This window comes from Curtobacterium sp. MCJR17_043 (genome assembly GCF_003224315.2).
Lineage (GTDB): Bacteria > Actinomycetota > Actinomycetes > Actinomycetales > Microbacteriaceae > Curtobacterium.
In genome coordinates this window covers 2,076,581-2,099,601 of the sequence record NZ_CP126259.1, presented here as the reverse complement: position 1 = coordinate 2,099,601, position 23,021 = coordinate 2,076,581, and the positions used below count along the sequence as shown (strand labels likewise).

Annotated in this window: 13 protein-coding genes and 7 pseudogenes; 8 read left to right on the top strand and 12 right to left on the bottom strand. The window is 69.9% G+C overall.

The window, feature by feature from the left end:
• Positions 1-121: 121 nt before the first annotated feature.
• Positions 122-1,633: a glycerol kinase GlpK gene (gene glpK, locus DEJ15_RS10880; protein WP_110824952.1), complete on the top strand. Its 1,512-nt coding sequence runs from the start codon at positions 122-124 to the stop codon at positions 1,631-1,633.
• A gap of 131 nt (positions 1,634-1,764) precedes the next feature.
• On the opposite strand, the pseudogene trpD reads toward glpK, so the two are convergent.
• Positions 1,765-2,824: pseudogene (gene trpD, locus DEJ15_RS10875) on the bottom strand (anthranilate phosphoribosyltransferase).
• 70 nt (positions 2,825-2,894) lie between these two features.
• Here trpD and ctaE point away from each other — a divergent pair.
• The 5 genes and pseudogenes from ctaE to DEJ15_RS10850 all read left to right on the top strand — a co-directional run.
• Positions 2,895-3,533 carry an aa3-type cytochrome oxidase subunit III gene (gene ctaE, locus DEJ15_RS10870; RefSeq protein ID WP_110824950.1) on the top strand — a complete coding sequence of 213 codons (639 nt, stop codon included), beginning with the start codon at positions 2,895-2,897 and terminating at the stop codon, positions 3,531-3,533.
• A 99-nt stretch (positions 3,534-3,632) separates the two neighbouring features.
• Positions 3,633-4,370 (top strand): cytochrome bc1 complex diheme cytochrome c subunit, encoded by a 738-nt coding sequence (qcrC, locus tag DEJ15_RS10865; RefSeq protein ID WP_502866164.1) that lies wholly within the window; start codon positions 3,633-3,635, stop codon positions 4,368-4,370.
• A 33-nt stretch (positions 4,371-4,403) separates the two neighbouring features.
• Positions 4,404-5,473, top strand: a pseudogene (qcrA, locus tag DEJ15_RS10860) (cytochrome bc1 complex Rieske iron-sulfur subunit).
• On the top strand, positions 5,470-7,161 hold the full coding sequence (gene qcrB, locus DEJ15_RS10855) for a cytochrome bc1 complex cytochrome b subunit (protein ID WP_110824947.1): 1,692 nt from the start codon (positions 5,470-5,472) through the stop codon (positions 7,159-7,161). The pseudogene qcrA and the gene qcrB overlap by 4 nt, the downstream one beginning before the upstream one ends.
• Before the next feature lie 204 nt (positions 7,162-7,365).
• Positions 7,366-8,254: pseudogene (locus DEJ15_RS10850) on the top strand (phosphodiesterase); the annotation flags it as partial.
• Positions 8,255-8,480: 226 nt separating this feature from the next.
• On the opposite strand, the pseudogene DEJ15_RS10845 reads toward DEJ15_RS10850, so the two are convergent.
• The 3 genes and pseudogenes from DEJ15_RS10845 to DEJ15_RS10835 form a co-directional block, all read right to left on the bottom strand.
• A pseudogene (locus tag DEJ15_RS10845) lies at positions 8,481-10,035 on the bottom strand (stealth family protein).
• A 116-nt stretch (positions 10,036-10,151) separates the two neighbouring features.
• Positions 10,152-10,607: a DUF6804 family protein gene (locus DEJ15_RS10840; RefSeq protein ID WP_181419538.1), complete on the bottom strand. Its 456-nt coding sequence runs from the start codon at positions 10,605-10,607 to the stop codon at positions 10,152-10,154.
• Between the two features lie 25 nt (positions 10,608-10,632).
• A pseudogene (locus tag DEJ15_RS10835) lies at positions 10,633-12,167 on the bottom strand (SDR family oxidoreductase).
• 42 nt (positions 12,168-12,209) lie between these two features.
• On the opposite strand from DEJ15_RS10835, the gene deoC reads away from it, so the two are divergent.
• On the top strand, positions 12,210-12,941 hold the full coding sequence (gene deoC, locus DEJ15_RS10830; RefSeq protein WP_110824944.1) for a deoxyribose-phosphate aldolase: 732 nt from the start codon (positions 12,210-12,212) through the stop codon (positions 12,939-12,941).
• Positions 12,942-13,088: 147 nt separating this feature from the next.
• Positions 13,089-14,696, top strand: a complete 1,608-nt coding sequence (locus DEJ15_RS10825) for an ROK family protein (protein WP_284174984.1) — start codon at positions 13,089-13,091, stop codon at positions 14,694-14,696.
• Here DEJ15_RS10825 and DEJ15_RS10820 read toward each other — a convergent pair.
• The 8 genes and pseudogenes from DEJ15_RS10820 to ruvC form a co-directional block, all read right to left on the bottom strand.
• A complete protein-coding gene (locus DEJ15_RS10820) occupies positions 14,683-17,037 on the bottom strand; it encodes a RelA/SpoT family protein (RefSeq protein WP_258365889.1) in 2,355 nt (784 codons plus the stop codon). The two genes, DEJ15_RS10825 and DEJ15_RS10820, sit on opposite strands and share 14 nt — an antisense overlap.
• A 45-nt stretch (positions 17,038-17,082) precedes the next feature.
• Entirely contained in the window at positions 17,083-17,442 is a 360-nt protein-coding gene (locus DEJ15_RS10815; RefSeq protein WP_110824942.1) for a rhodanese-like domain-containing protein, read from the bottom strand.
• Complete coding sequence (gene secF, locus DEJ15_RS10810) at positions 17,442-18,440, bottom strand: protein translocase subunit SecF (RefSeq protein ID WP_110824941.1); 999 nt, start codon at positions 18,438-18,440, stop codon at positions 17,442-17,444. Before secF ends, DEJ15_RS10815 begins: the two co-directional genes overlap by 1 nt.
• Positions 18,440-20,185 (bottom strand): protein translocase subunit SecD, encoded by a 1,746-nt coding sequence (gene secD / locus DEJ15_RS10805; protein WP_110824940.1) that lies wholly within the window; start codon positions 20,183-20,185, stop codon positions 18,440-18,442. Before secD ends, secF begins: the two co-directional genes overlap by 1 nt.
• A gap of 93 nt (positions 20,186-20,278) precedes the next feature.
• Positions 20,279-20,665, bottom strand: coding sequence for a preprotein translocase subunit YajC (locus tag DEJ15_RS10800; protein ID WP_110824939.1), 387 nt, complete (start codon positions 20,663-20,665; stop codon positions 20,279-20,281).
• A gap of 67 nt (positions 20,666-20,732) precedes the next feature.
• Positions 20,733-21,771: pseudogene (ruvB, locus tag DEJ15_RS10795) on the bottom strand (Holliday junction branch migration DNA helicase RuvB).
• Positions 21,768-22,389, bottom strand: a pseudogene (gene ruvA, locus DEJ15_RS10790) (Holliday junction branch migration protein RuvA). Before ruvA ends, ruvB begins: the two co-directional pseudogenes overlap by 4 nt.
• Entirely contained in the window at positions 22,386-23,018 is a 633-nt protein-coding gene (ruvC, locus tag DEJ15_RS10785) for a crossover junction endodeoxyribonuclease RuvC (RefSeq protein ID WP_110824936.1), read from the bottom strand. Before ruvC ends, ruvA begins: the two are co-directional and overlap by 4 nt.
• Positions 23,019-23,021: the final 3 nt, after the last annotated feature.

Sequence of the window (23,021 nt, the reverse complement as noted above, 5' to 3'; positions counted from 1 at the left end):
CACCGCAGGGAACCCCCCGCACCACCAGCGCGTCCGACGCGCTCCCCACCACCTGCACCACCCTCGCGGCCGGGTCGACCCGGCCCGGCCGCAGCACCGAACACCGTCGTAAGGAGCACCAATGGCCGACTACATCGTCGCCATCGACCAGGGAACCACCAGCACGCGAGCGATCGTCTTCGACCACTCCGGTTCGATCGTCTCCGTCGGGCAGAAGGAACACGAGCAGATCTTCCCGCGTGCGGGCTGGGTCGAGCACGACCCGGCCGAGATCTGGGACAACACCCGTGAGGTCATCGGTCAGGCCCTGTCGCGCGCCGACATCACCCGCCACGACGTCGCGGCGGTCGGCATCACGAACCAGCGCGAGACCGCGGTCGTCTGGGACAAGACCACCGGCAAGGCCGTCTACAACGCCATCGTCTGGCAGGACACCCGCACGCAGGCCATCGTCGACAAGCTCGCCGACGGCGACACCGACCGCTACAAGGCGATCGTCGGACTCCCGCTCGCGACCTACTTCTCGGGCACGAAGATCGCCTGGATCCTCGAGAACGTCGAGGGTGCACGCGAGAAGGCCGAGGCCGGCGACCTGCTCTTCGGCACGACCGACACCTGGGTCCTCTGGAACCTGACCGGTGGCACCGACGGCGGCGTCCACAAGACCGACGTCACGAACGCGTCCCGCACGCTGTTCATGGACCTCGAGACGCTGCAGTGGCGCGACGACATCCTCGGCGACTTCGGTGTGCCGAAGTCGATGCTGCCGGAGATCGTCAGCTCCTCCGAGGTGTACGGCCACGTCGAGTCCTCGAGCCTGCTCCGCGAGGTCCCGATCGCCGGCATCCTCGGCGACCAGCAGGCCGCCACCTTCGGGCAGGCCGCGTTCGACCAGGGCGAGTCGAAGAACACCTACGGCACCGGTAATTTCCTCATCTTCAACACCGGCACCGACATCGTCCGCTCCGAGAACGGGCTGCTCACCACCGTCGGCTACAAGCTCGGCGACCAGGAGACGCACTACGCGCTCGAGGGATCGATCGCCGTCACGGGCTCGCTCATCCAGTGGCTCCGCGACAACCTGGGCATCATCGGCAGCGCGCCGGAGGTCGAGACGCTCGCCACGACCGTCGAGGACAACGGTGGCGTGTACTTCGTCCCGGCCTTCTCCGGGCTGTTCGCGCCGTACTGGCGCCCGGACGCCCGCGGCGCCCTCGTCGGCCTGACCCGCTTCGTCAACAAGGGCCACATCGCGCGTGCCGCCCTCGAGGCGACGGCGCTGCAGACTCGCGAGGTCCTCGACGCCGTCAACGCCGACTCGGGTGTCGCGCTCACCGAGCTCAAGGTCGACGGTGGCATGACCGCGAACGACGCCCTCATGCAGTTCCAGGCCGACATCCTGGACGTGCCGGTCGTCCGGCCCGTGGTCGCCGAGACGACGGCCCTCGGTGCCGCCTACGCCGCCGGTCTCGCGGTCGGGTTCTGGGCGAACCTCGACGAGCTCCGTGCCAACTGGCAGGAGGACAAGCGCTGGGAGCCGCAGCTCGACGCCGCCGAGCGCGAGCGCACCCTCCGCCTCTGGAAGAAGGCCGTCACGAAGACCTTCGACTGGGTCGACGAGGACGTCCGCTGACGCGGATCGCCTGACACGGACGGGAGGCCCGTACCGGTTCCACGGACCGGTGCGGGCCTCCCGTCGTCGCGTCCGTGCTGCGTCGGGACCGGGTCCCAGCGTCCGTCGAGGGTGACCGCGGGCGGTACGGGTCAGACGGCGGCGGGCGCCACGCCCACCCACTCGTCCAGTTTGCGCGTCGCGGCGCCGGAGTCGATCGAGTCCGCTGCGACCACGAGCTGCTCGCGGAACCGCTGCAGGATCGGACGGTCGACCTCGTCCGGGTCCTGCGCCAGCCGGAAGGCGACCAGACCCGCCGCCGCGTTCAGCAGGACGATGTCCCGGACGGGCCCGGACTCCCCCCGCGAACACCCGGCGGACGATGGCCGCGTTCTCCGCCGGCTCGCCGCCGAGCAGGTCCTCGGTGCGGGCACGGGCGATGCCGAGGTCGCGCGGGTCGAGGTCGTGCTCCGTGACGCGACCGCCGGACACCTGCCAGATGTGGCTGTGCCCGGTCGTGGTGAGCTCGTCGAGCCCGTCGTCACCGCGGAACACGAGCGCCGTCGCCCCACGCGTCTGGAACACGCCCGTGATGATCGGCACGAGGTCGAGTTGTGCCACGCCCACCGCGTTCGCTTCGCAGCGCGCCGGGTTGACCAGGGGCCCGAGGAAGTTGAACACCGTCGGGACCCCGATCTCCCGCCGGACCGCGGCTGCGTTGGCGAACCCGGGGTGGAACGCGCTCGCGAAGGCGAAGGTCAGACCGACACGCTGGAAGGTCTCGGCGACACGCGCGGCGTCCATGGTCAGGTCGAGGCCCAGTGCGGCGAGCACGTCGCTCGAGCCGGACTTCGACGAGCTCGCGCGGTTCCCGTGCTTGACCACGGGGACGCCCGCGGCCGCGATGACGACGGCGGCCATGGTCGAGACGTTCACCGTGCCGACGACGTCGCCGCCGGTCCCGACGATGTCGAGGGCCATCGGGTCGACGTCGAGCGGGACCGCGGCGTCGAGGATCGCGTCGCGGAACCCGACGACCTCGTCGACCGTCTCGCCCTTCGCGCGGAGCGCCACGGCGAACGCGGCGATCTGGGCGTCGGTGGCCCGACCCTGGACGATCTGCTCCATGGCCCATGTGGACTGCCTGATCGAGAGGTCCTCGCGCGCCATGAGCGCGCTGATCACCGCAGGCCAGGAGAGAGCGTCAGACATGGCTCGATCGTACTGATTCTCGAAGACCCGCCAGTTGCCTGCGAAAACACTGTCGGTGGATTCCGCCATAATGGAGGACGTGACAAGCACCCCTCTCTCCAGATCCGTCAGCGGTCCGGTCCTGAACAGGCCGAACCCCGTTGCCGTGGGGACGATCGTGTGGCTGGGCAGCGAGGTCATGTTCTTCGCCGGCCTGTTCGCGATCTACTTCACGCTGCGCAGCACCTCTCCCGAGCTCTGGGCGACCGAGACCGCCAAGCTCGAGGTGCCGTTCGCGTCGGTGAACACCATCATCCTGGTGCTGTCGAGCTTCGCCTGCCAGTTCGCCGTCTTCGCCGCCGAGCGGTTCCAGGTGCACCGCACCAGCTGGAACCCCAAGGACTGGGGCATGACGGAGTGGTTCTTCGTCACCTACTGCATGGGTGCGATCTTCGTCTGTGGGCAGATCTTCGAGTACGCCAACCTCTGGCACGAGGGCATGACGCTCTCCTCGAGCGCCTACGGCTCCGCGTTCTACATGACCACCGGCTTCCACGGCCTGCACGTGACCGGTGGCCTCATCGCCTTCCTCCTCACGCTCGGCCGTGGGTTCGCCGCGAAGAACTTCGGGCACAAGGAAGCCACCACCGCGATCGTCGTGTCCTACTACTGGCACTTCGTCGACGTCGTGTGGATCGGTCTCTTCGCCGTCATCTACCTCCTCAAGTGAGAATCAGGCAGCCCCACAGCATGTTCAACACAACGAAGCAGAACAAGAAGGGCCGTCGCTCCCCCCCTGGCGACCGTGTCCCTCCTCGCCGTCGCGCTCATGACGACGGGCGGCGCGTACGCGCTCTTCAGCACCTCGGCCAACGCCGAGGACAGCACGTCGAGCACCGTCGCCGAGTCGAGCCAGTCCCAGGTGAACGAGGGCGAGAAGCTCTTCGCGTCGAACTGCGCCACCTGCCACGGGCTGTCGGCGCAGGGCACGAGCGAGGGCCCGTCCCTCATCGGTGTCGGCGCCGCGTCGGTGGACTTCCAGGTCGGTACGGGCCGCATGCCCCTCGCCGCGCAGGGCCCGCAGGGCGAAGAGAAGCCGGAGCAGTTCACCGACCAGCAGGTCGACGCGATGGCCGCCTACGTCGCCTCGCTCGGCCCCGGCCCGTCGGTCCCCGGCAAGGAGCTCACGAACGGCTCCGAGGGCGACGCCGCAGAAGGCGCGGAGCTGTTCCGCATCAACTGCGCCATGTGCCACAACGTCGCCGGCGCCGGTGGCGCCCTGACCGAGGGCAAGTACGCGCCGAACCTGCGCGACGTCTCGGGCAAGCACATCTACGAGGCCATGCTGACCGGGCCGCAGAACATGCCGGTCTTCAACGACCTGAACCTCACGCCGGACCAGAAGGCCGACATCATCACGTACCTCAAGTACGTGCAGGACAACCGGTCGCCCGGTGGCTTCGGCCTGGGTGACATCGGCCCGGTCGCCGAGGGTCTGTTCATCTGGATCTTCGGGCTCGGCGCGGTCGTCGCGATGACCGTCTGGCTGACCGCGAAGCAGAACTGATCGTCCGTGTCGCACGACACTGAAGGGAACACCATGGCAGAGCACGATGACGAGGCGCTGAACTCGTCCTCGGCTGTCGAGAAGCACGGCGCGACGCAGCCGGCCGGGACCGCTGTCCTGCCGGCGGAGCGGTTCGAGAACCCGGGTGAGCCGCCGCACCGCGCTCGGCGCACCGACGTCGACCCGAAGAAGCAGCGCCTGGCCGAGCGTCAGGTCGCCACGTTCTTCTACCTGTCGATCATCGGCAGCGTCCTGTCGATCGCGGCGTACATCGCCTTCCCGATCGACGCGGACGACTTCGGGTCCGTCCGCTCGGCGAACCTCTTCCTCGGGCTCTCGATCACGCTCGCGCTGCTCGCGCTGGGCATCGGCGCCGTGTACTGGTCGAAGACCCTGGTCTCCGACCGCGAGCTCACCGAGATGCGCCACACCACGCGCGGCTCGGACGAGACCCGTGCCAAGGCGGTCGAGGCCTTCCAGCTCGCCGACAAGGAATCCGGCTTCAGCCGTCGCAAGCTGATCCGCAACTCCCTCATCGGTGCCCTCGTCGCGTTCCCCCTCCCCGGCATCGTCCTGGTGCGCGACCTCGCGCCGAAGGAAGACCCGAACGAGCTGCTCCGTCACACCTTCTGGAAGTCGGGCCTGCGCCTGACCAAGGACCCGACGGGTCTGCCGATCAAGGCGTCCGACGTCACCATCGGATCGGTGTTCCACGTCATCCCCGAGGGCATGCTCGACTCCGAGCACATGCTCGAGGAGAAGGCGAAGGCCGCCGTCCTCCTGATGCGCCTGGACCCGAAGGACCTCAACCCCGGCAAGGGCCAGGAGAACTGGGGCTACGACGGCATCGTCGCGTACTCCAAGATCTGCACCCACGTCGGCTGCCCGGTCGCGCTCTACGAGCAGCAGACGCACCACCTGCTGTGCCCGTGCCACCAGTCCACCTTCGATGTCTCGAACAACTGCGAGGTCATCTTCGGACCGGCGGCCCGCCCCCCTCCCCCCAACTTCCGATCTCGGTCGATGACGACGGCTACCTGGTCGCACAGAGCGACTTCCACGAGCCGGTCGGCCCGTCCTTCTGGGAGCGTGCCCGCTCATGAGCAGCACAACGACAACCACCCCCAACACCGAGTCGTCGAACAAGCCGACTCCTGACCGTGGGTCGCGGCTGATCAACTACACCGCGAACTACATCGACGAGCGCACGAGCCTCTCCGGACTGGTGAAGGAGGTCGGGCGCAAGATCTTCCCCGACCACTGGAGCTTCATGCTCGGCGAGGTCGCGCTCTACAGCTTCGTCGTCGTCCTGCTCTCGGGGACCTTCCTGACGTTCTTCTACCAGGCGTCGATGACCGAGGTCGTCTACAACGGTCCGTACGTCCCGATGAAGGGCGTCGAGATGTCGGTTGCCCTGCAGTCGACGCTGGACATCTCGTTCCAGATCCGCGGCGGGCTGTTCGTCCGACAGATCCACCACTGGGCCGCACTGCTGTTCGTGGCCTCGGTCATGCTGCACATGGCGCGCGTCTTCTTCACCGGCGCGTTCCGCAAGCCGCGTGAGCTCAACTGGGTCTTCGGCTTCGTGCTCTGGATCCTCGCCATGGCCGAGGGCTTCACCGGCTACTCGCTCCCCGACGACCTGCTCTCCGGCAACGGTCTCCGCATCATCGTCGGCATGATCGAGGGCATCCCGGTGATCGGCGTCTGGATCGCCTACCTGTTGTTCGGTGGTGAGTTCCCGGGCACCGACATCGTCGGCCGCCTGTACACGCTCCACATCCTGCTGCTGCCGGCGATCCTGGTCGCGGTGCTCGGCGTGCACCTCGTGCTCGTCGTCGTCAACAAGCACACGCAGTACGCGGGTCCGGGCAAGACGAACGAGAACGTCGTCGGCGTTCCGATCCTCCCGGCGTTCGCCGCGAAGGGTGGCGGGTTCTTCTTCATCGTCGCCGGCATCCTCGCCGCCATCGCGTCGCTGTTCACGATCAACCCGATCTGGAACTACGGCCCGTACGACCCCTCCCCTGTGTCCGCCGGAACCCAGCCCGACTGGTACATCGGCTTCGCGGACGGCGCGCTCCGTCTGGTGCCGCCGCACTGGGAGGTCGTCTGGTTCGGGTACACGGTGTCGTTCAACATCCTCGTCCCGATCGCGGTCCTGGGTGGCCTGATCGTCGCGATCTTCGTCTACCCGTTCATCGAGGCGTGGGTCACCGGCGACAAGCGCGAGCACCACATCGCCGACCGTCCGCGCAACGCCCCGACCCGCACTGCCCTCGGTGTCGCCGGCATCACGCTGTACGGTGCGCTGTTCACGGCGGCGTCCTCCGACCTCATCGCGACGCACTTCATGGTCTCGATCAACCACGTGATCCACGTGCTCCAGGCGGCGACGGTCCTCGGTCCGTTCGTGGCGTTCTGGATCACGAAGCGGGTGTGCCTCGCCCTGCAGAAGAAGGACCGCGAGATCGTCCTGCACGGGTACGAGTCGGGCCGCATCGTGCGCCTGCCGCACGGTGAGTTCATCGAGGTACACGAGCAGCTCGACGAGTACGAGCGGTGGCGCCTGCTGGAGTTCAACGACTACAAGCCGCTGATGATCCGTCCCGACGCTCGTGGTCGCATCAGCTCCATGCAGAAGGCCCGGGCGCGCGTGTCCCGCTTCTTCTTCGAGGACCGCATCGAGCCGGTGTCGAAGTCGGAGCTCGAGGCTGCGCACGCCGCGCACCACGGTCCTGACCTCGAAGGGACCCACCAGGCCCCGCAGGTCGGAGCCGGCACGAAGTAGGTATTCCTCGGCAAGAAACGCAACGCCCTCGTCCACTCCGTGGTCGGGGGCGTTGCGTTTCGCCTCAAGCGATCGCGTCATCCCGCGGACATCGGACACGCCGCCCCAGTTCACGGGGCGTTCACACCGCGGTGTTGGAATCGTCGAAGTCGGTGTGGCATCGTGTTGCACCACGCACTCGCTGCCAACGGAAGAAGAGACCCGATGGACGCCCGGACGGCCGAACACCCCAGGCCGAACCACTTCCTGCTCCACCTCAGCGACACCCACCTCCTCGCCGGCGACGGTCCCCTGTACGGGGCGGTCGACTCGGCGGAACGTCTCGGTCAGATCATCGCCGAGATCGAGGCGTCAGGTGCCCGACCCGAAGCGATCGTCGTCACCGGCGACGTCGCCGACAAGGGCGAACCCGGCGCGTACACCCGTGTCCGCGCGATCATCGAGCCCGCTGCAGAACGCATCGGTGCCCAGGTGATCTGGGCGATGGGCAACCACGACGAGCGCGGTGCGTTCCGCCAAGAGCTCTTCGGGCTCCAGCCGACCGACCGTCCCGTCGACTTCGTCTACGACGTCAACGGACTCCGCGTCATCACGCTCGACACGAGCGTGCCGGGCCACCACCACGGCGAGGTCTCCCCCCGAGCAGCTGGACTGGCTGGCCGAGGTCCTGTCCGAGCCCGCGCCGCACGGCACGATCCTCGCGATGCACCACCCGCCCGTCCCGAGCGTGCAGGACCTGACCGTCCTCGTCGAGCTCCGCGACCAGGCGGCCCTCGCCGAGGTGGTCGAGGGGAGCGACGTCATCTCGATCATCGCCGGGCACCTGCACTACTCGACCAGCGCCGTGTTCGCCGGGATCCCCGTCTCGGTGGCCAGCGCCACGTGCTACACGCAGGACCTCAACGAGTTCCAGCGTGGTACCCGCGGGCGTGACGGCGCGCAGTCGTTCAACCTCATGCACGTGTACGGCAACCAGGTCGTCCACTCCGTGGTCCCCATCGGGACGTACGCCACGGTCGGTGAGCCGGTTTCCTCCGTCGAGACGGAAGCGCGTCTCGCCGCAGCCGGCGTCGTGATCCCCCCCGGCGGTCGAACCGGCCCCTGTCACCGCGTCGATGCCGGTCTTCACCCTCGACACGATCCCGGTCTCGCCCATCCGGCGCTGACCCATGGAAGGACGGGAGGCGCGGTGCCGAGCGGCACCGGGCCTCCCGTCCGCCGTTCGGCGGGGATCAAGCTCGGGGCGGCACGCCTCGGGCGTCATGCCTCGGGTCGTCATGCCTCGGGCGTCATGCCTCGGGTCGTCATGCCTCGGGCCGTCACGCCTCGGGACGCTCCCAGGGTGCCGGGAACGGGAAGTAGCGCTCGAGGAAGTCGGTCACCCGGGTGGTGCGTTCCTCGTCGCTGACCTCCGGGAAGCTGCCGTCGTTCAGGCAGAAGAAGTCGACGTTGCGCTTCTTGAGCAGTTCGTCCAGCGTCCGGAGCCCGGCCTGCATCGTCGTGTCGATGTAGCTGACGGAGGCGTTCTCCTGGATGATCGCGCGCCCGGTGAGGAGTGCGTAGTAGTGGTACAGCGAGTTCGTGACGGAGATGTTGTCCGCCGCACGGAACCGCGAACCCGCGGTCGCGGCGAACTCGTCGGCGAACTCGTGCTCCATCTCGGTCATGATGCTCTTCCGCAGCGGGGTGGCCGCGTGCTCGAGGTGTCGCGTCGTCACGGCGCCGAAGCGCTGCTGCAGGAGCCGCCGGTTCACACGGGCCGAGTTCTCGAACCCGCTCCGCGCGGCGTTGTTCACGCCGAGGCCGATCCGGGTGTCGGCGAGGATGAACTTCGTGACCGAGCCCGGACTGAAGAACACCGACGGGTCGATGAGCCGACCGAAGAACATGTCGTCGTTCGAGTAGATGAAGTGCTCGCTGAGCCCCGGGATGTGGTGCAGCTGTGACTCGACGGCCTGCGAGTTGTGCGTCGGCAGGACAGACGGGTCGGCGAAGAACTCCTCGCTGCGGACGATGCGGACCTTCGGGTGGTCGGCGAGCCACGAGGGCGCCGGTGAGTCCGTCGCGATGTAGATGGTGCGGATCCACGGCGCGAAGATGTGCACCGACCGGAGCGCGTACTTCAGCTCGTTGATCTGTCGGAACCGGGCCGGGGCGTCGTCGCCCTCTCCCAGCACGGCGTCCGCCTGTGCGGCCTGGCGGGCACGCTGGTACTCGATGGCGTTGCCGTCCACCCACGAGAAGACGATGTCGATCGGGAACCGGATGTCCGACACGTGGTCGTCGAACATGTGCTCGACCGTGCTCCAGGACCGGCCGTACCGGTCGATGTCGACGAGGACGAACTCCTCGATCGGCAGGCTGCGGCGCATCAGGGCGTTCTCGACCGGCGCGAGGACCTCGGTCTCGGTGACCCGCCAGAACTCGAGCTGCACGCTCGTCTCCGCTCCGTAGCGGAGCCGGCCCATGGGCTCGAGCCGGGGACGGAACACGCGGAGCACCGGTTCGTCCACCGAGCCGAAGCCGTCGTCGAGGACGAGCACGGCGGGCTTGCCCGGCGGCTTGGCGTAGAAGGGCTCCCCCCGCGCCGGCGGCCATGACGGCGCTCTCGGCGCGCTGGCGGTCCCGCTCGTCGACGGCGATCACCGGGCGCTGGTCGTTCCCGCGGATGAGCAGGTGGTCGACGTCGCCGGCCGTGAGCGCGTCGTCGAGGAACAGGAGGTCCTCGATCATCGACTGCTGCGGTGTCAGGTGCCCGTTGATGAGCGTCAGCCGCCCCTTGCGGAGCACGACGTCGGGTCGGTCGAGACCGCCGGAGGACGGTCGAGGGGTCAGCAGAGGACTCTCGGTCACCGGCTCGGTCTCGTCGCTCATCCACGCCTTCCAGGTCGCACTGCCGTGCTCCGTGCACGGCACCGCCGATCCTACCGTCCGCGCGGCCGGTCGGCCCGCGGACGCCGGTCGCGCCGACGGAGGGGCGACCGGGAGGCTCACTCCGGCGGGCGCGGGACCTTCACGGCGATGCCGACGACGATGAAGAGCGCAGCGGCCACGAGTTGGAGGCCCGCCCACAGCTCACCTGGCAGCGGCAGCGTGACGACGGGGTTCCAGCAGACCGCCACGGCGGCGGTGAGGACCGCCGCCCACCAGACGCGGCCGCGGACGGCGAAGACGAGCACGATGAGCGCGAGCACGGTGACGCACCAACGGGCGAACACGAACGCGGACGAGTCGATGAAGGCGACGCAGGCGAGCAGCACGACGGCGGCGAGCAACGAGGGCGCCAGAGCCGGCCGGGTGAACGCCGGCAGTCCGTCCTCCCCGCGCCCGGAGGCGGACGAGGCCCGTTGGTCGCGTGCACCGGCCGCCCGCGCCACTGGCTGGGGACGGGCCGACCCGTGCTGCTGCGACGAACCGATGGGTGGTCGTCCCCTGCGTGCCGTCATCGTCCTCGTACCGTGCCGTCGTCGGTCATGCCGTCTCCTCGTGCGCGGGCTGCGCGACGTCATCCTGGTACGTGGAGTTGCGCTGCGTCGAATCGGTGCGGTGCGCCTCCCGTTCGGCCCGGGCGGTGATCCGCTCGACCATGCCCGGGAAGATGACGCCGTGGAACGGCAGGATCCCGTACCAGTACAGCCGTCCGGCCAGGCCCTGCGGGAAGTAGATCGCGCGCTGGTGGTAGTCGCTGCCGCCGTCGTCCGCGGGCGTGACGGTCATCTCGAGCCATGCACGACCGGGCGACTTGAACTCGGCGCGGAGCCGGAGGTACCGGCCCCGGACGAGCCGTTCGACCCGCCACCAGTCGAGCGCGTCGCCCTGCTCCAGGCGTTTCGGGTCGCGGCGGCCGCGGTTCAGCCCGACGCCACCGGCGATCTTGTCGAGCCACCCACGGGCGACCCAGGCCAGGGGGGAACGAGTACCAGCCGTTCTCGCCGCCGATCGACTCGACGACGCTCCACACGGCCTCGGGCGGTGCGGACGAGTGCCGCTTGCGGTCGTCGACGTAGACCGTGTGGCCGGCCCAGTCGGGGTCGCTCGGCAGCGGGTCGGCAGAGCCGCTGGACAGGGTCGCGTTGCGCCAGCTCGTCTCGACCTCGCCGGACCGCATCTTCGCGAGGGCGAGCCGGACCGCGCGCCGGTAGGACGTGAGGCCGCCCTCGGGCTGCGGGACGACGTCGTCGATGTCGTGCTCACGTTGCACGCACTCGAACTGCAGCGACTCGATGATCGGGGTCGCGAGCTTGCGCGGGATCGGCGTGACGACGTTGAACCAGTGCGCTGCCAGGCGGGGCGTCAGCACGGGCAGGACGGAGATGGGACGCTGCGGCAGCTTCGCCTCGACCGCGTACCCGTTGAGCATCTGGCCGTACCGGAGCACGTCCGGCCCGCCGATGTCGAAGGTGCGGTTGACGTCGGCGGGGATGGTCAGGGCCTCGACCAGGTAGTACAGGACGTCGCGGACGGCGATCGGCTGGATCCGGTTCCGGACCCACCGCGGCGCCGGCATCCACGGCAGGACGTCGGTGAGATGCCGGATCATCTCGAACGAGGTGCTCCCGCTGCCGATGACGACGCCGGCCTGCAGCGCGACCGTCGGCACGCCGGAGCCGAGGAGGACGTCCCCGACCTCCTTCCGGCTGCGCAGGTGCTTGCTGAGCTCGCCGTCCGGGTGCAGGCCGCCCAGGTAGACGAACCGCTGCACCCCTGACTCGTGGGCCACGCGCGCCATCGTCCGGGCGGCGTCGCGCTCGGCCTGCTCGAAGTCGCCGTCGGCGCCCATGGCGTGCGCCAGGTAGTACACGGCCTCGATACCGTCCACCGCCGACCGGACGGCGTCGGCGTCCTGCAGGTCCCCCCTCGGACACCTCCACCCGGTCGTTCCACGGGACGTCCTGCAGCTTCTGCGGGTTGCGGACGAGGACCCGGACGTCGTGTCCGGCGTCGAGGAGTCTGGGGACCAGTCGGCCACCGATGTACCCGGTGGCCCCGGTGACGAGGACGCGCATGGCCGGAACGGTACGCCGTGCGCCTGCCAGTAGGCTTGCCGGGTGGACAACACATCGTTCCCCGTCACCGCCGAGGCCGTCCGTCGGCTCATCGACCACGCCATCCTCAAGCCCGAGCTGGACCGCGCAGCCGTCGACGCACAGCTCGACGAGGCCGCCACGTACCGCGTGTTCAGCGTGTGCGTCCGTCCGAGCGACGTCCGCCACGCGGTCGAGCGCCTCCAGGGCACCGGGGTCGGCGTCGGCACCGTGATCGGCTTCCCGCACGGCACCACGACGACCGCCACGAAGGTCGCCGAGTCGCTGCAGGCCCTGGCCGACGGCGCCTTCGAACTCGACATGGTCCAGGACATCGGCGCCGCCAAGTCCGGCGACTGGGAGCGGGTCGAGCGGGACGTCCGCGCGGTGGTCGAGGCAGCCGGCGACACGGTGGTGAAGGTCATCCTCGAGACGGCCTACCTCACCGAGGACGAGATCGTCGCCGCCAGCCGCGCTGCGGTCGCCGGCGGGGCGTCGTTCGTGAAGACCTCGACGGGCTTCGCCGGTGGCGGTGCCACGGCCGAGCACATCCGCCTCATGCGCGAGACCGTCGGCGCCGACACCGGCGTCAAGGCCTCGGGCGGCGTCCGCGGACTCGACACCCTGCTCGAGATGGTCCGCGCCGGCGCGGACCGGATCGGCACGAGCGCCTCGGCACGCATCCTCGACGAGGTCGCTCACCGCGCCGCGACCGGCTCCTCCTCCGACCGCGGCGACGACACCTCGTCCTACTGACGGCCGTCGGCCCCCGTGGGGGGCCGCGGCTCCGGGGCTCCATCCCCTGACCTCCCACCCGATCCCCTCCCCGGGTCGGCTGCGCCGGACGCGACGTCAGCGTCACGGACCGCTGCCGGGCCTCCCGACCGCCACACCGGAGTGCGCATGTCCAGCACCACGTCCTCGTCCCTCGCCCTCGCCGTCGACCTCGGCGGCACCAAGGTCGAAGCCGCGCTCGTCACCGACCAGGGCGTCGTCCTGCCGGGCACGCGACACCGCAGCCCGACCGGGCCCGGACGGACCTCGGACGAGCTGCAGGCCGCGGTCGACGAGGTCGTGGTCGCCGCGCTCGCGGCGCTCCCCACCGACGCGAGCCTGGTCGGCGTCGGCATCGGGTCGGCCGGACCGGTCGACGAGGTGAACGGGCTCGTGTCACCGCTCAACATGCCGGTCTGGCGCGGGTACCCGCTCCGCGACCGCGTCGCGGTCCACGTGCCGGACGACGTGCCGGTGACCCTCCGCATGGACGGGCTGGCGATCACGCTCGCCGAGCACTGGGTCGGGGCGGCACAGGGCTCCGACCACGTGATGGGCATGATCGTGTCCACCGGCGTCGGCGGCGGCCTCATCCTGCACGGACGCACCGTCAGCGGCCCCACCGGCAACGCCGGGCACATCGGCCACGTCGAGTGCGGCGGCTACGACGACCCGTGCGCGTGCGGCGGCACCGGCTGCCTGGAGGCCGTGGCCAGCGGACCGAAGACCGTCGCGTGGGCGCGACGGCAGGGCTTCACCGGGACGACCGGCGAGGAGCTCTCCGCCGCCTACGCCGCCGGCGACGAGGTCGCGGTGGCCGCGGTGCAGCGGAGCGGACGAGCCCTCGGGCAGGCGATCGCCGCGGCGACGAGCCTGGTCGACCTCGAGGTCGTGGCCATCGGCGGCGGGTTCTCGCACGTCTCCCCCCGACCTGTTCGAGTACGCACGACAGGCCGTCGCCGAGCGGGTCGAGTTCCCGTTCGTGACGAAGGTCCGGATCGTCCCCACCGGCCTGTCCCAGGACGGTCCCCTCATCGGAGCGGCCGCCCTCGTGCACCGCGCCGACGTCCTGCGCTGACCCTCCTTCTCCACACCGTCGGCCTCGGGGTGGTGTGTTCGGGCATCATCTCCGTGTGCCCTCCTCCCGCCTCGTCACCACCGACGACTGGCCGGCGGCCGAGGCACGTGCCGCGGTCCTCGCCGGCGAACTCGTCCCGGTGGGCGCGTGCTGGGCGTCCGTCGCCGAACCGCAGGACACGGCGCTCCGGGCGGCGTCCTACGCGTGGTCCGTCGCGGGTGCGCAGTTCGTGGCAGCGGGGCGGAGCGCGGCGTGGATCTGGGGCGCGTGTTCCCGTCCGCCGCTCCCCCCACGACAGTTGTGTGCCGGCCGGTGAACGGTCCCGCCGCCGCGGGGCCTGGGCCGGTGTCCGTGAGATCGCACTCCGCCCGGAGGACGTCGTGCTGCGGGCGGGGGGTGCGTGTCCTCAGCCCCGACGCGACGGCGCTCGACCTGCTGCGCGACCGACGCGGGTTCGAGGCGGCGGAGGCCGAGGCGCTGCGCGGTCTGGTGCTGACCGCACTGGTCGATCCGCCGCGCCTCGCGGCACTGCTCACGGCGTCCGAGCGGCTGCCGATGGGTCGCCAGGCGCAACGCCGCTTCCGCGACGCCGGGATCGGCCTGCTGCGCTGACCCGGGCCCGGGGTCCCGCTGAGCCGACCGAGATCAGCCAGCGCTGACGCGGTAGACGTCGTACACGGCGTCGATCCGGCGCACCGCGTTGAGCACGCGGTCCAGGTGCGTCGTGTCACCCATCTCGAAGACGAAGCGGGACAGGGCGAGCCGGTCGGACGACGTCGACACCGTGGCGGACAGGATGTTCACGTGGTGGTCCGTCAGCACGCGGGTCACGTCACTGAGCAGGCCGGAGCGGTCGAGCGCCTCGATCTGGATCTGCACGAGGAACACCGACTTGGACGACGGGGCCCACTCGACCTCGATCATCCGGTCGGGCTCGTTCATGAGGGACTTCACGTTCGTGCACGACGCCTGGTGCACCGAGACACCCTGACCGCGGGTGATGAACCCGACGATCTGGTCGCCCGGCACCGGCGTGCAGCACTTCGCGAGCTTCACGAGGATGTCCGGCGCCCCACGGACGAGCACGCCGCTGTCGCTGTTCCGCAGCTGGCGGCTCGTCACGTGCCGCGGGAACGCGAGCTCCGGCTCGTCCGTCTCGGTCTCGTTCTGGATGCTGCCGAGCGCCTTCTCGATCACCGACTGGCTCGAGACGTGCCCCTCGCCGACGGCCGCGTACAGCGCCGAGACGTCGTCGTACCGCATCGCCGACGCCACCTCGGAGATGGTGTCCTGGCTCATGATGCGCTGGAGCGGCAGGTTCTGCTTGCGCATCGCCCGGGCGATGGCGTCACGGCCCTGTTCGACCGCCTCTTCCCGGCGCTCCTTGGTGAACCACTGCTTGATCTTGTTCCGGGCCCGGGGGCTCCGGACGAAGGTGAGCCAGTCCTGGCTGGGGCCGGAGTCCGGGTTCTTCGAGGTGAAGATCTCCACGACGTCCCCGCTGGACAGCTGGCTCTCGAGCGGGACGAGCCGACCGTTGACCTTGGCGCCCATCGTGCGGTGCCCGATCTCGGTGTGCACGGCGTAGGCGAAGTCGACCGGGGTCGCGCCGGCCGGCAGGCCGATCACCTTGCCCTGCGGTGTGAAGACGTAGGTCTCCTTGGCACCGATCTCGTAGCGCAGGGAGTCGAGGAACTCCGCCGGGTCGCTCGTCTCCGCCTGCCAGTCGGTGATGTGGGCGAGCCACGCCATGTCCTGGTCGGACTGTGACGTGCTCTCGGCATCACGACCGGTGACGCGCTGCTTGTACTTCCAGTGCGCGGCGACGCCGAACTCGGCACGCTGGTGCATCTCGTGCGTGCGGATCTGGATCTCGACCGCACGTCCCTGCGGCCCGAGCACCGTGGTGTGCAGCGACTGGTACAGGTTGAACTTCGGCGTCGCGATGTAGTCCTTGAAGCGGCCGGGCAGCGGCGTCCACCGCGCGTGCACGGCACCGAGCATCGCGTAGCAGTCGCGCACGGTCGGGACGAGCACGCGGATCCCGACCAGGTCGTAGATCTCGTCGAACTCGCGGCCGCGCACGATCATCTTCTGGTAGATCGAGTAGTACTGCTTCGGGCGGCCCATCACGTCGCCGCGGACCTTCGCGGCCTTGAGGTCCTTCTTCAGCGTCGCCGTGACGTTCTGCACGAACTGCTCGCGCTTCGGCTGTCGTTCCTTGACCAGGCTGTCGATCTCGACGTAGAGCTTCGGGTGCAGCACCGCGAACGACAGGTCCTCGAGCTCCAGCTTGATCATCTGGATGCCGAGGCGGTGCGCGAGCGGCGCGTAGATCTCGAGGGTCTCCTTGGCCTTCCGCGTGGCGGAGGCCGACTCCACGAAGCCCCAGGTGCGGGCGTTGTGCAGGCGGTCGGCGAGCTTGATGACCAGGACACGGATGTCCTTCGACATGGCGATGACCATCTTGCGGACGGTCTCTGCCTGCGCGCTGTCGCCGTACTTGACCTTGTCGAGCTTCGTGACGCCGTCGACGAGCATCGCGATCTCGTCACCGAAGTCCTCGCGCAGCTGGTCGAGCTGGTAGTCCGTGTCCTCGACGGTGTCGTGCAGGAGCGCGGCGGCGATCGTGATCGTGCCGATGCCCAGGTCGGCGAGGATCTGCGCGACCGCGACCGGGTGCGTGATGTAGGGCTCGCCGGACTTGCGCTTCTGGCCGTCGTGCGCGCGCTCCGCCACCGAGTACGCCCGCTCGATCAGCGTCGTGTCGGCCTTCGGGTGGTGCGACCGGACGGTGCGGATCAGGGTGTCGACGGCACCGGCCGGCTGTGCGCGGGAGAACAGCCGCGGCAGCAGCGACCGGAGTGACCCGATGTTGCCGGTCGTGTTCGACCCGAGCGGCGGGCTCGACGGGCGCGGAGCGGACCCTGGTCGCGACCCGTCGGACGGCCGGGAAGCAGCACCGGCATCCGGCTGCGAGGACTCACGCGTGTCGGTCATGCTGCGCCTCCCGGGACTCGATCCGACAACACTACGCGCGTCGGGTCAGTGCTCGTGACCACGTTCGCCGTCAGCGGCGGGAGTCCGTCCGGGGCGGACCACCGGGGCGCCGGACTGCTCCCACGCCACCATCCCGCCGGCGAGACTGACCGCCGGGACCCCGGCACGCTCGAGCGCGGCGACGACCTGGGCCGAGCGGTACCCGCTGTGGCACACGACGACCGCGGGGTGCTCGTCGTCGGCGGGCACCTCGGCCCACCGCGCCTGCAGCTCCGACATCGGCAGCAGCGTCGCCTGCGGTGCGTGCACCTCGTCCCACTCGGACTGCTCGCGCACGTCGATCAGGGGCGCGCCGTCCTCGATCCGCTGGAGCGCGTCGGCCAGTTCGACCTCCTGCGGGCCCATCAGACGTCTGCCCCGGCCTGCACGGGACGCTGCTTCCCGGCCGCCTGCGCCTTCTTCGCGTCGCTCGCGAGGACCTTGGGCTCGTTCTCGCGGAGGTGCGCGTACATGGGCGCCGCCAGGAAGATCGTCGAGTAGGTGCCGACGATGATGCCGATGAAGAGCGCGAGGGAGATGTCCCGCAGGGTGCCGGCGCCGAGGACGTACGACCCGATGAAGAGGATCGCCGCGACCGGCAGCAGCGCCACGACCGAGGTGTTGATCGACCGGACGAGCGTCTGGTTGATCGCGAGGTTGACGGACTGCTTGAACGTCCGGTGCGACTCGATCGCCGTGTTCTCGCGGACCTTGTCGAAGACCACGACCGTGTCGTAGAGCGAGTAGCCGAGGATCGTCAGGAAGCCGATGACGGCCGCGGGAGTGACCTCGAGACCGACGATGCCGTACACGCCGGCCGTGATGAGCAGGTCGTGGACGAGCGCGGTCATCGCCGCGAGCGACATCTTCCAGGTGCGGAAGTACAGCGCCATGAACACGGCGGCCAGGGCGAGGAAGATCACGAGACCGCGGATGGCCTGCGCCAGGACGTCCGCGCCCCACGTCGCTCCGATGAAGGTCGCGGCGACCTGGGACTCCGGCACGTCGTACGCGGCCGCGAGGTCCGAGGCGATCTCGTCGGTCTGCGCGTTCGTGAGCTGACCGGTCTGCACGCGGATGCCGTGGGTCCCGAGCTGCGAGACACGCGGTGCCTCGTCCGACACCACGCGCTCGACGGTCTCGGTGGCGATGTTCTGGTCGGTGGACTCGGCGTCCGAGACCGTGAACTCGGAGCCGCCGGTGAACTCGATGCCGAGCTGGTACCCGCCACGGAGCCACGGCACCGCGAGGGAGATCACGATGCAGGCGACCGCGATGAGGTACCACGTCTTCCGCCGTCCCACGAAGTCGTAGGACCGCTTGCCCGTGTAGAGGTCACTGCCGAACTGGCTGAAGCTCGCCATCAGCTGTCCTTCCCGTTGCCGGTGTCGTTGCCCGTGCTGCCGGATGCCTTGCGCTCGGCGATGGTCTGGCGGCGGGCGGCCTCACGCGCACTGCGCTGCCGCTTGCCGTCGACGATGGGTGCGCGGAACTGCGCGCGGCCGCGGTAGACCGCGCCGAGGGCGGCCGGGTCGAGACCGCTGAACGTGTGCCCCTCACCGAAGAACCGGCTGCGGGCGATGAGCTGCATCATCGGGTGCGTGAACAGCGCCACGACGACGACGTCGATGAGGGTGGTCAGGAGGAGCGTGAACGCGAACCCCTTCACGTCGCTCACCGCGAGCACGTAGAGCGTCACGGCGGCGAGGAAGTTGACCGAGTCGGAGGCGAGGATCGTGCGGAGCGCACGCTTCCAACCGGACTCGACCGCGCTCTCGAGGGCTCGACCGTCGCGGAGCTCGTCACGGATGCGCTCGAAGTAGACGATGAACGAGTCCGCCGTGATGCCGATCGCGACGATCAGGCCGGCGACACCCGCGAGCGAGAGCCGGTAGTCGACCCGCCAGGACATGATCGCGATGACCAGGTACGTCAGGGCTGCGGCGACGCCGAGCGACAGGACCGTGACGAACGCCAGCGCCCGGTACTGGATGACCGAGTAGATGATGACCAGCACGAGACCGATGAGGCCGGCGACGAGACCGCCGACGAGCTGTGCGGTGCCGAGCGTGGCCGAGATGACCTCGTTCGACTGCACCTGGAAGTTGATCGGCAGTGCGCCGTACTTCAGCTGGTCGGCGAGGGTCTTCGAGGAGTCCGCGGTGAACGCGCCGGTGATCTGGGCCTTGCCGTTCGTGATCGCCGCGTTCGTCGACGGTGCCGTGATGACCGTGCCGTCCAGGACGATGGCGAACTGGTTCTGCGGCTGCGCGAGCGAGACGAGGCGGTTCGTGACCGTCGCGAAGTCCTTGGTGCCGGCGCCGTTGAAGGTCAGGTTGACGGCCCACTCGCCCGTCGTCGTGCCCTGCGAGTTCGAGGCGAGGCCGGAGGTGGCGTTGCTGATGTCCGCGCCGGAGACCTCGACCGGGCCGAGGATGTACTTCGCGGTGCCGTCGGCGTCACACGTCACGAGCGGCTCGTCGTCCGGGGCGGCGGTCACGTCGTCCGGGGCGGAGCACTTGTAGTTCGTGTACAGGTCCTGCAGCTTGGGCGTCACCCAGGCCAGGTCGCTGCCGTTGGTCGGCTCGGCGCTCGGACTGGCCTGGAGCGATGCGGGCGGCGAGTACGGCGTCGGGGACGCGGACTGCGAGCCGTCGTCGCCGACGGCGCTGTCCGACGCGGCCTCGGTGTAGAGCACCGGACGGAAGGTCAGCTTCGCTGCGGCCTCGATGCGCTGGATGGTCTCCTGGTCGGGCTTGCCGGGGATCGAGACGACGATGTTGTTGGCGCCCTGGGTGTTGATCTCGGACTCCGAGACACCGGTGGCGTCGATGCGCTGGCGGATGATGTTCACCGCCTGCTGCAGCTGCTCCGAGGTGACGGCCGACCCCTCGGTGCTCTGTGCCGCGAGGGTGATCTGGGTCCCGCCCTGCAGGTCGAGCGCGAGCTCCGGGACCCAACTCGCCCCGTCGTACCACTTGTCGGAGGCGTCCTTCGACGTGCTCGCGAGGATCGACGCTGCGGTGTTCAGCCCCGCGAGGATCGCCAGGATGATCACCAACCAGGTGAGCGAGCGGAGCGCCTTCTTGACGGGTGTCGATCGTGCCACCGGTCGTCTCGTCTTTCTGTCGTGAGCCCCGCACGTCGGAACGCACGGGGCCCATGGTGTCGCACCGTCGGGTGGTCCCGACGGCGTCGTCGGTCAGTCTTCGGTCTTGCGCTTCGTGGTGTCGACGTCCTCGACCCGCTCGCCGTAGATCGGCTCGCCGTTCAGCTCGGTGACGTGGTCCGCCGCGGGCTCGGTCGTGGTGGTCGTCTCGACGGCCTCGGGAGTCTCCTCCGGCACGACGCGGGACAGGGTCTGGCGGTGCACCGTGACGACGGTGCCCGGTGCGATCTCGACGTCTGCGGTGACCTTCTCGTCGTCGACGGACACGAGCGTGCCGTAGAGGCCGAACGAGAGCATGACACGGGCACCGGGGACCATCTGGCTGGCGGTCTCCGACTGCTGCTTCTTGCGCTTGCGGCTGCTGTAGAACATGAAGGCCGCGAACGCCACGATGATGATGATGAGGAAGTACTGGTCCATGGGGACCCTCCGGTCGGTCGAGCGGTTTCGGGCGCGAGCAGTCTAGAGCACGCAGATGTCCGGTCCTTCACGCACCGTCGGCGTCGAACAACCCCGGCTGTGCTGCGGCCTGTCCGGGCGTGAGCCCGAAGTGCCGCCAGGCCTGCGGGGTCGCGATGCGGCCGCGCGGGGTCCGCGTGACGAGCCCGATGCGGACGAGGAACGGCTCGACGACCGACTCGATCGTCTCGGACTCCTCGCCGACGGACACCGCGAGCGTGTTGAGCCCGACCGGGCCGCCGTCGAAGCGGGTGAGCATCGTCTCGAGCACGGCGCGGTCGAGCCGGTCCAGGCCGTACTCGTCGACGTCGTACAGGTCGAGTGCGCCCTGGACCGCGGCCATGCCGTCCCGGGTGCCGTGCACGAGCGCGAAGTCGCGGACCCGTCGCAGCAGACGGTTCGCGATGCGCGGGGTCCCGCGGGAGCGCCCGGCGATCTCCCGCAGGGCGTACCGGTCGAAGTCGAGTTCCAGCAGGTGGGCGGCGCGGATGAGGACCTGCTCGAGCTCGTCACGCTCGTAGAACTCCAGGTGCGCGGTGAAGCCGAAGCGGTCGCGCAGGGGGTTCGGCAGGAGTCCGGCCCGGGTGGTCGCACCGACGAGGGTGAACGGGGCGAGGTCGAGCGGGATGCTCGTCGCACCGGCGCCCTTGCCGACCATGACGTCGATGCGGAAGTCCTCCATCGCGAGGTAGAGCATCTCCTCGGCCGATCGGGCCATCCGGTGGATCTCGTCGATGAACAGCACCTCGCCGGGCATGAGCGACGAGAGGACGGCGGCGAGGTCACCTGCGTGCTGGATCGCCGGGCCGCTCGACATCCGCAGGGGGGCGGTTCGACTCGTGCGCCACGATCATCGCGAGCGTCGTCTTGCCGAGTCCGGGCGGTCCGGCCATCAGGATGTGGTCCGGCGTCCGGTCCTGCATGGCAGCGGCCTTGAGGAGCAGGTCCAACTGCCCGCGGACCTTCCGCTGCCCGACGAACTCGTCGAGGGACTTCGGGCGGAGCGCTCCCTCGAACGCGAGCTCCTCGGGCGACTGGGCGTCGGCCGCGGTGATGCCGCCGCTCATCGACCGGCACCCGCCGGTCGGAGCGTGCCGAGCGCGGCGCGGAGGAGCGCCTGCGTCCCCATCTGGGCGACGCCGGGCTCGTTCGCGACGGCGTCGTCGACGGCCGACCGGGCGGCCTCCTCGCGCCAGCCGAGCCCGACCAGTGCGATGACGACGTCCTCGGAGGCGGGGTGCGCGGCGACCGCACCGGCGGCAGCCGAGGCGGTCGGCGCCTCGAACGCGGCGAGCTTGCCGGCGAGGGCGACGATGATGAGCTTGGCCGTCTTCGGACCGATCCCGGAGACCTTCCGGAACGCGGCGTCGTCGTCGTTCGCGACGGCGTTCGCCACCTGTGCCGCGGTCATCTGCCCGAGGACGCCGAGGGCGGACTTCGGCCCGACGCCGGAGACGCTGCGCAGCAGGTCGAACACGCGGAGCGCCTCGACCGAGTCGAAGCCGAACAGCTCGAAGGCGTCGTCCCGGACGATGAGCGCCGTGCGGACGAACACCTCTGCGCCGTGACGCATGGTCAGGGCGTGCGCCGGCGTGACCGTCACCGCGTACCCGACTCCCCCCGACCTCGACCACGGCGGTCGATCCGGCCACGTCGATGCAGGTGCCCCGGAGACTCGCGATCATGCCCCGAGCCTAGGGCGGACCGCGGACGTCCTCGGACCGCCGCTCCGCACGAGCGGGGACGCCGCGCTCCGCCCGGCTGCACCGGCCTGCGCGTCACGCCACGCGCGCTGCGCGGGCGTGAGCGTCTGCGTGCCGGTGCTGACGGCGTCCGGCGAGCCGAGCCTCCAGGCATGGCACACCGCGAGGGCGAGCGCGTCCGCGGCGTCCGCCGGCCTCGGTGCCTCGGCCAGGCCGAGGACCCGCGCGACCATCGCCTGCACCTGCCGCTTGTCCGCGTTGCCGTACCCGGTGATGGCGGCCTTGACCTCGGACGGAGTGTGCAGCCCGACCGGCAGCCCGCGCGCCGCTGCGGCGTGCAGGGCGAGCCCGGACGCCTGCGCGGTCCCCATCACGGTGCGCACGTTCGCCTGGGCGAAGACGCGTTCCACGGCGACGGCGTCCGGACGGTGCGTGTCGATCTGCTCCGCGATGCCCTCCGCGATCGCGAGCAACCGCAGTTCCAGGGCCATGTCCGCCGGGGTGCGGACGACCGTCACGTGCACGAGGCGGGCGCGCCGATCCGGCGTGACCTCGACCACGCCGACCCCGCACCGGGTGAGCCCGGGGTCCACCCCGAGCACGCGGAGCACGGT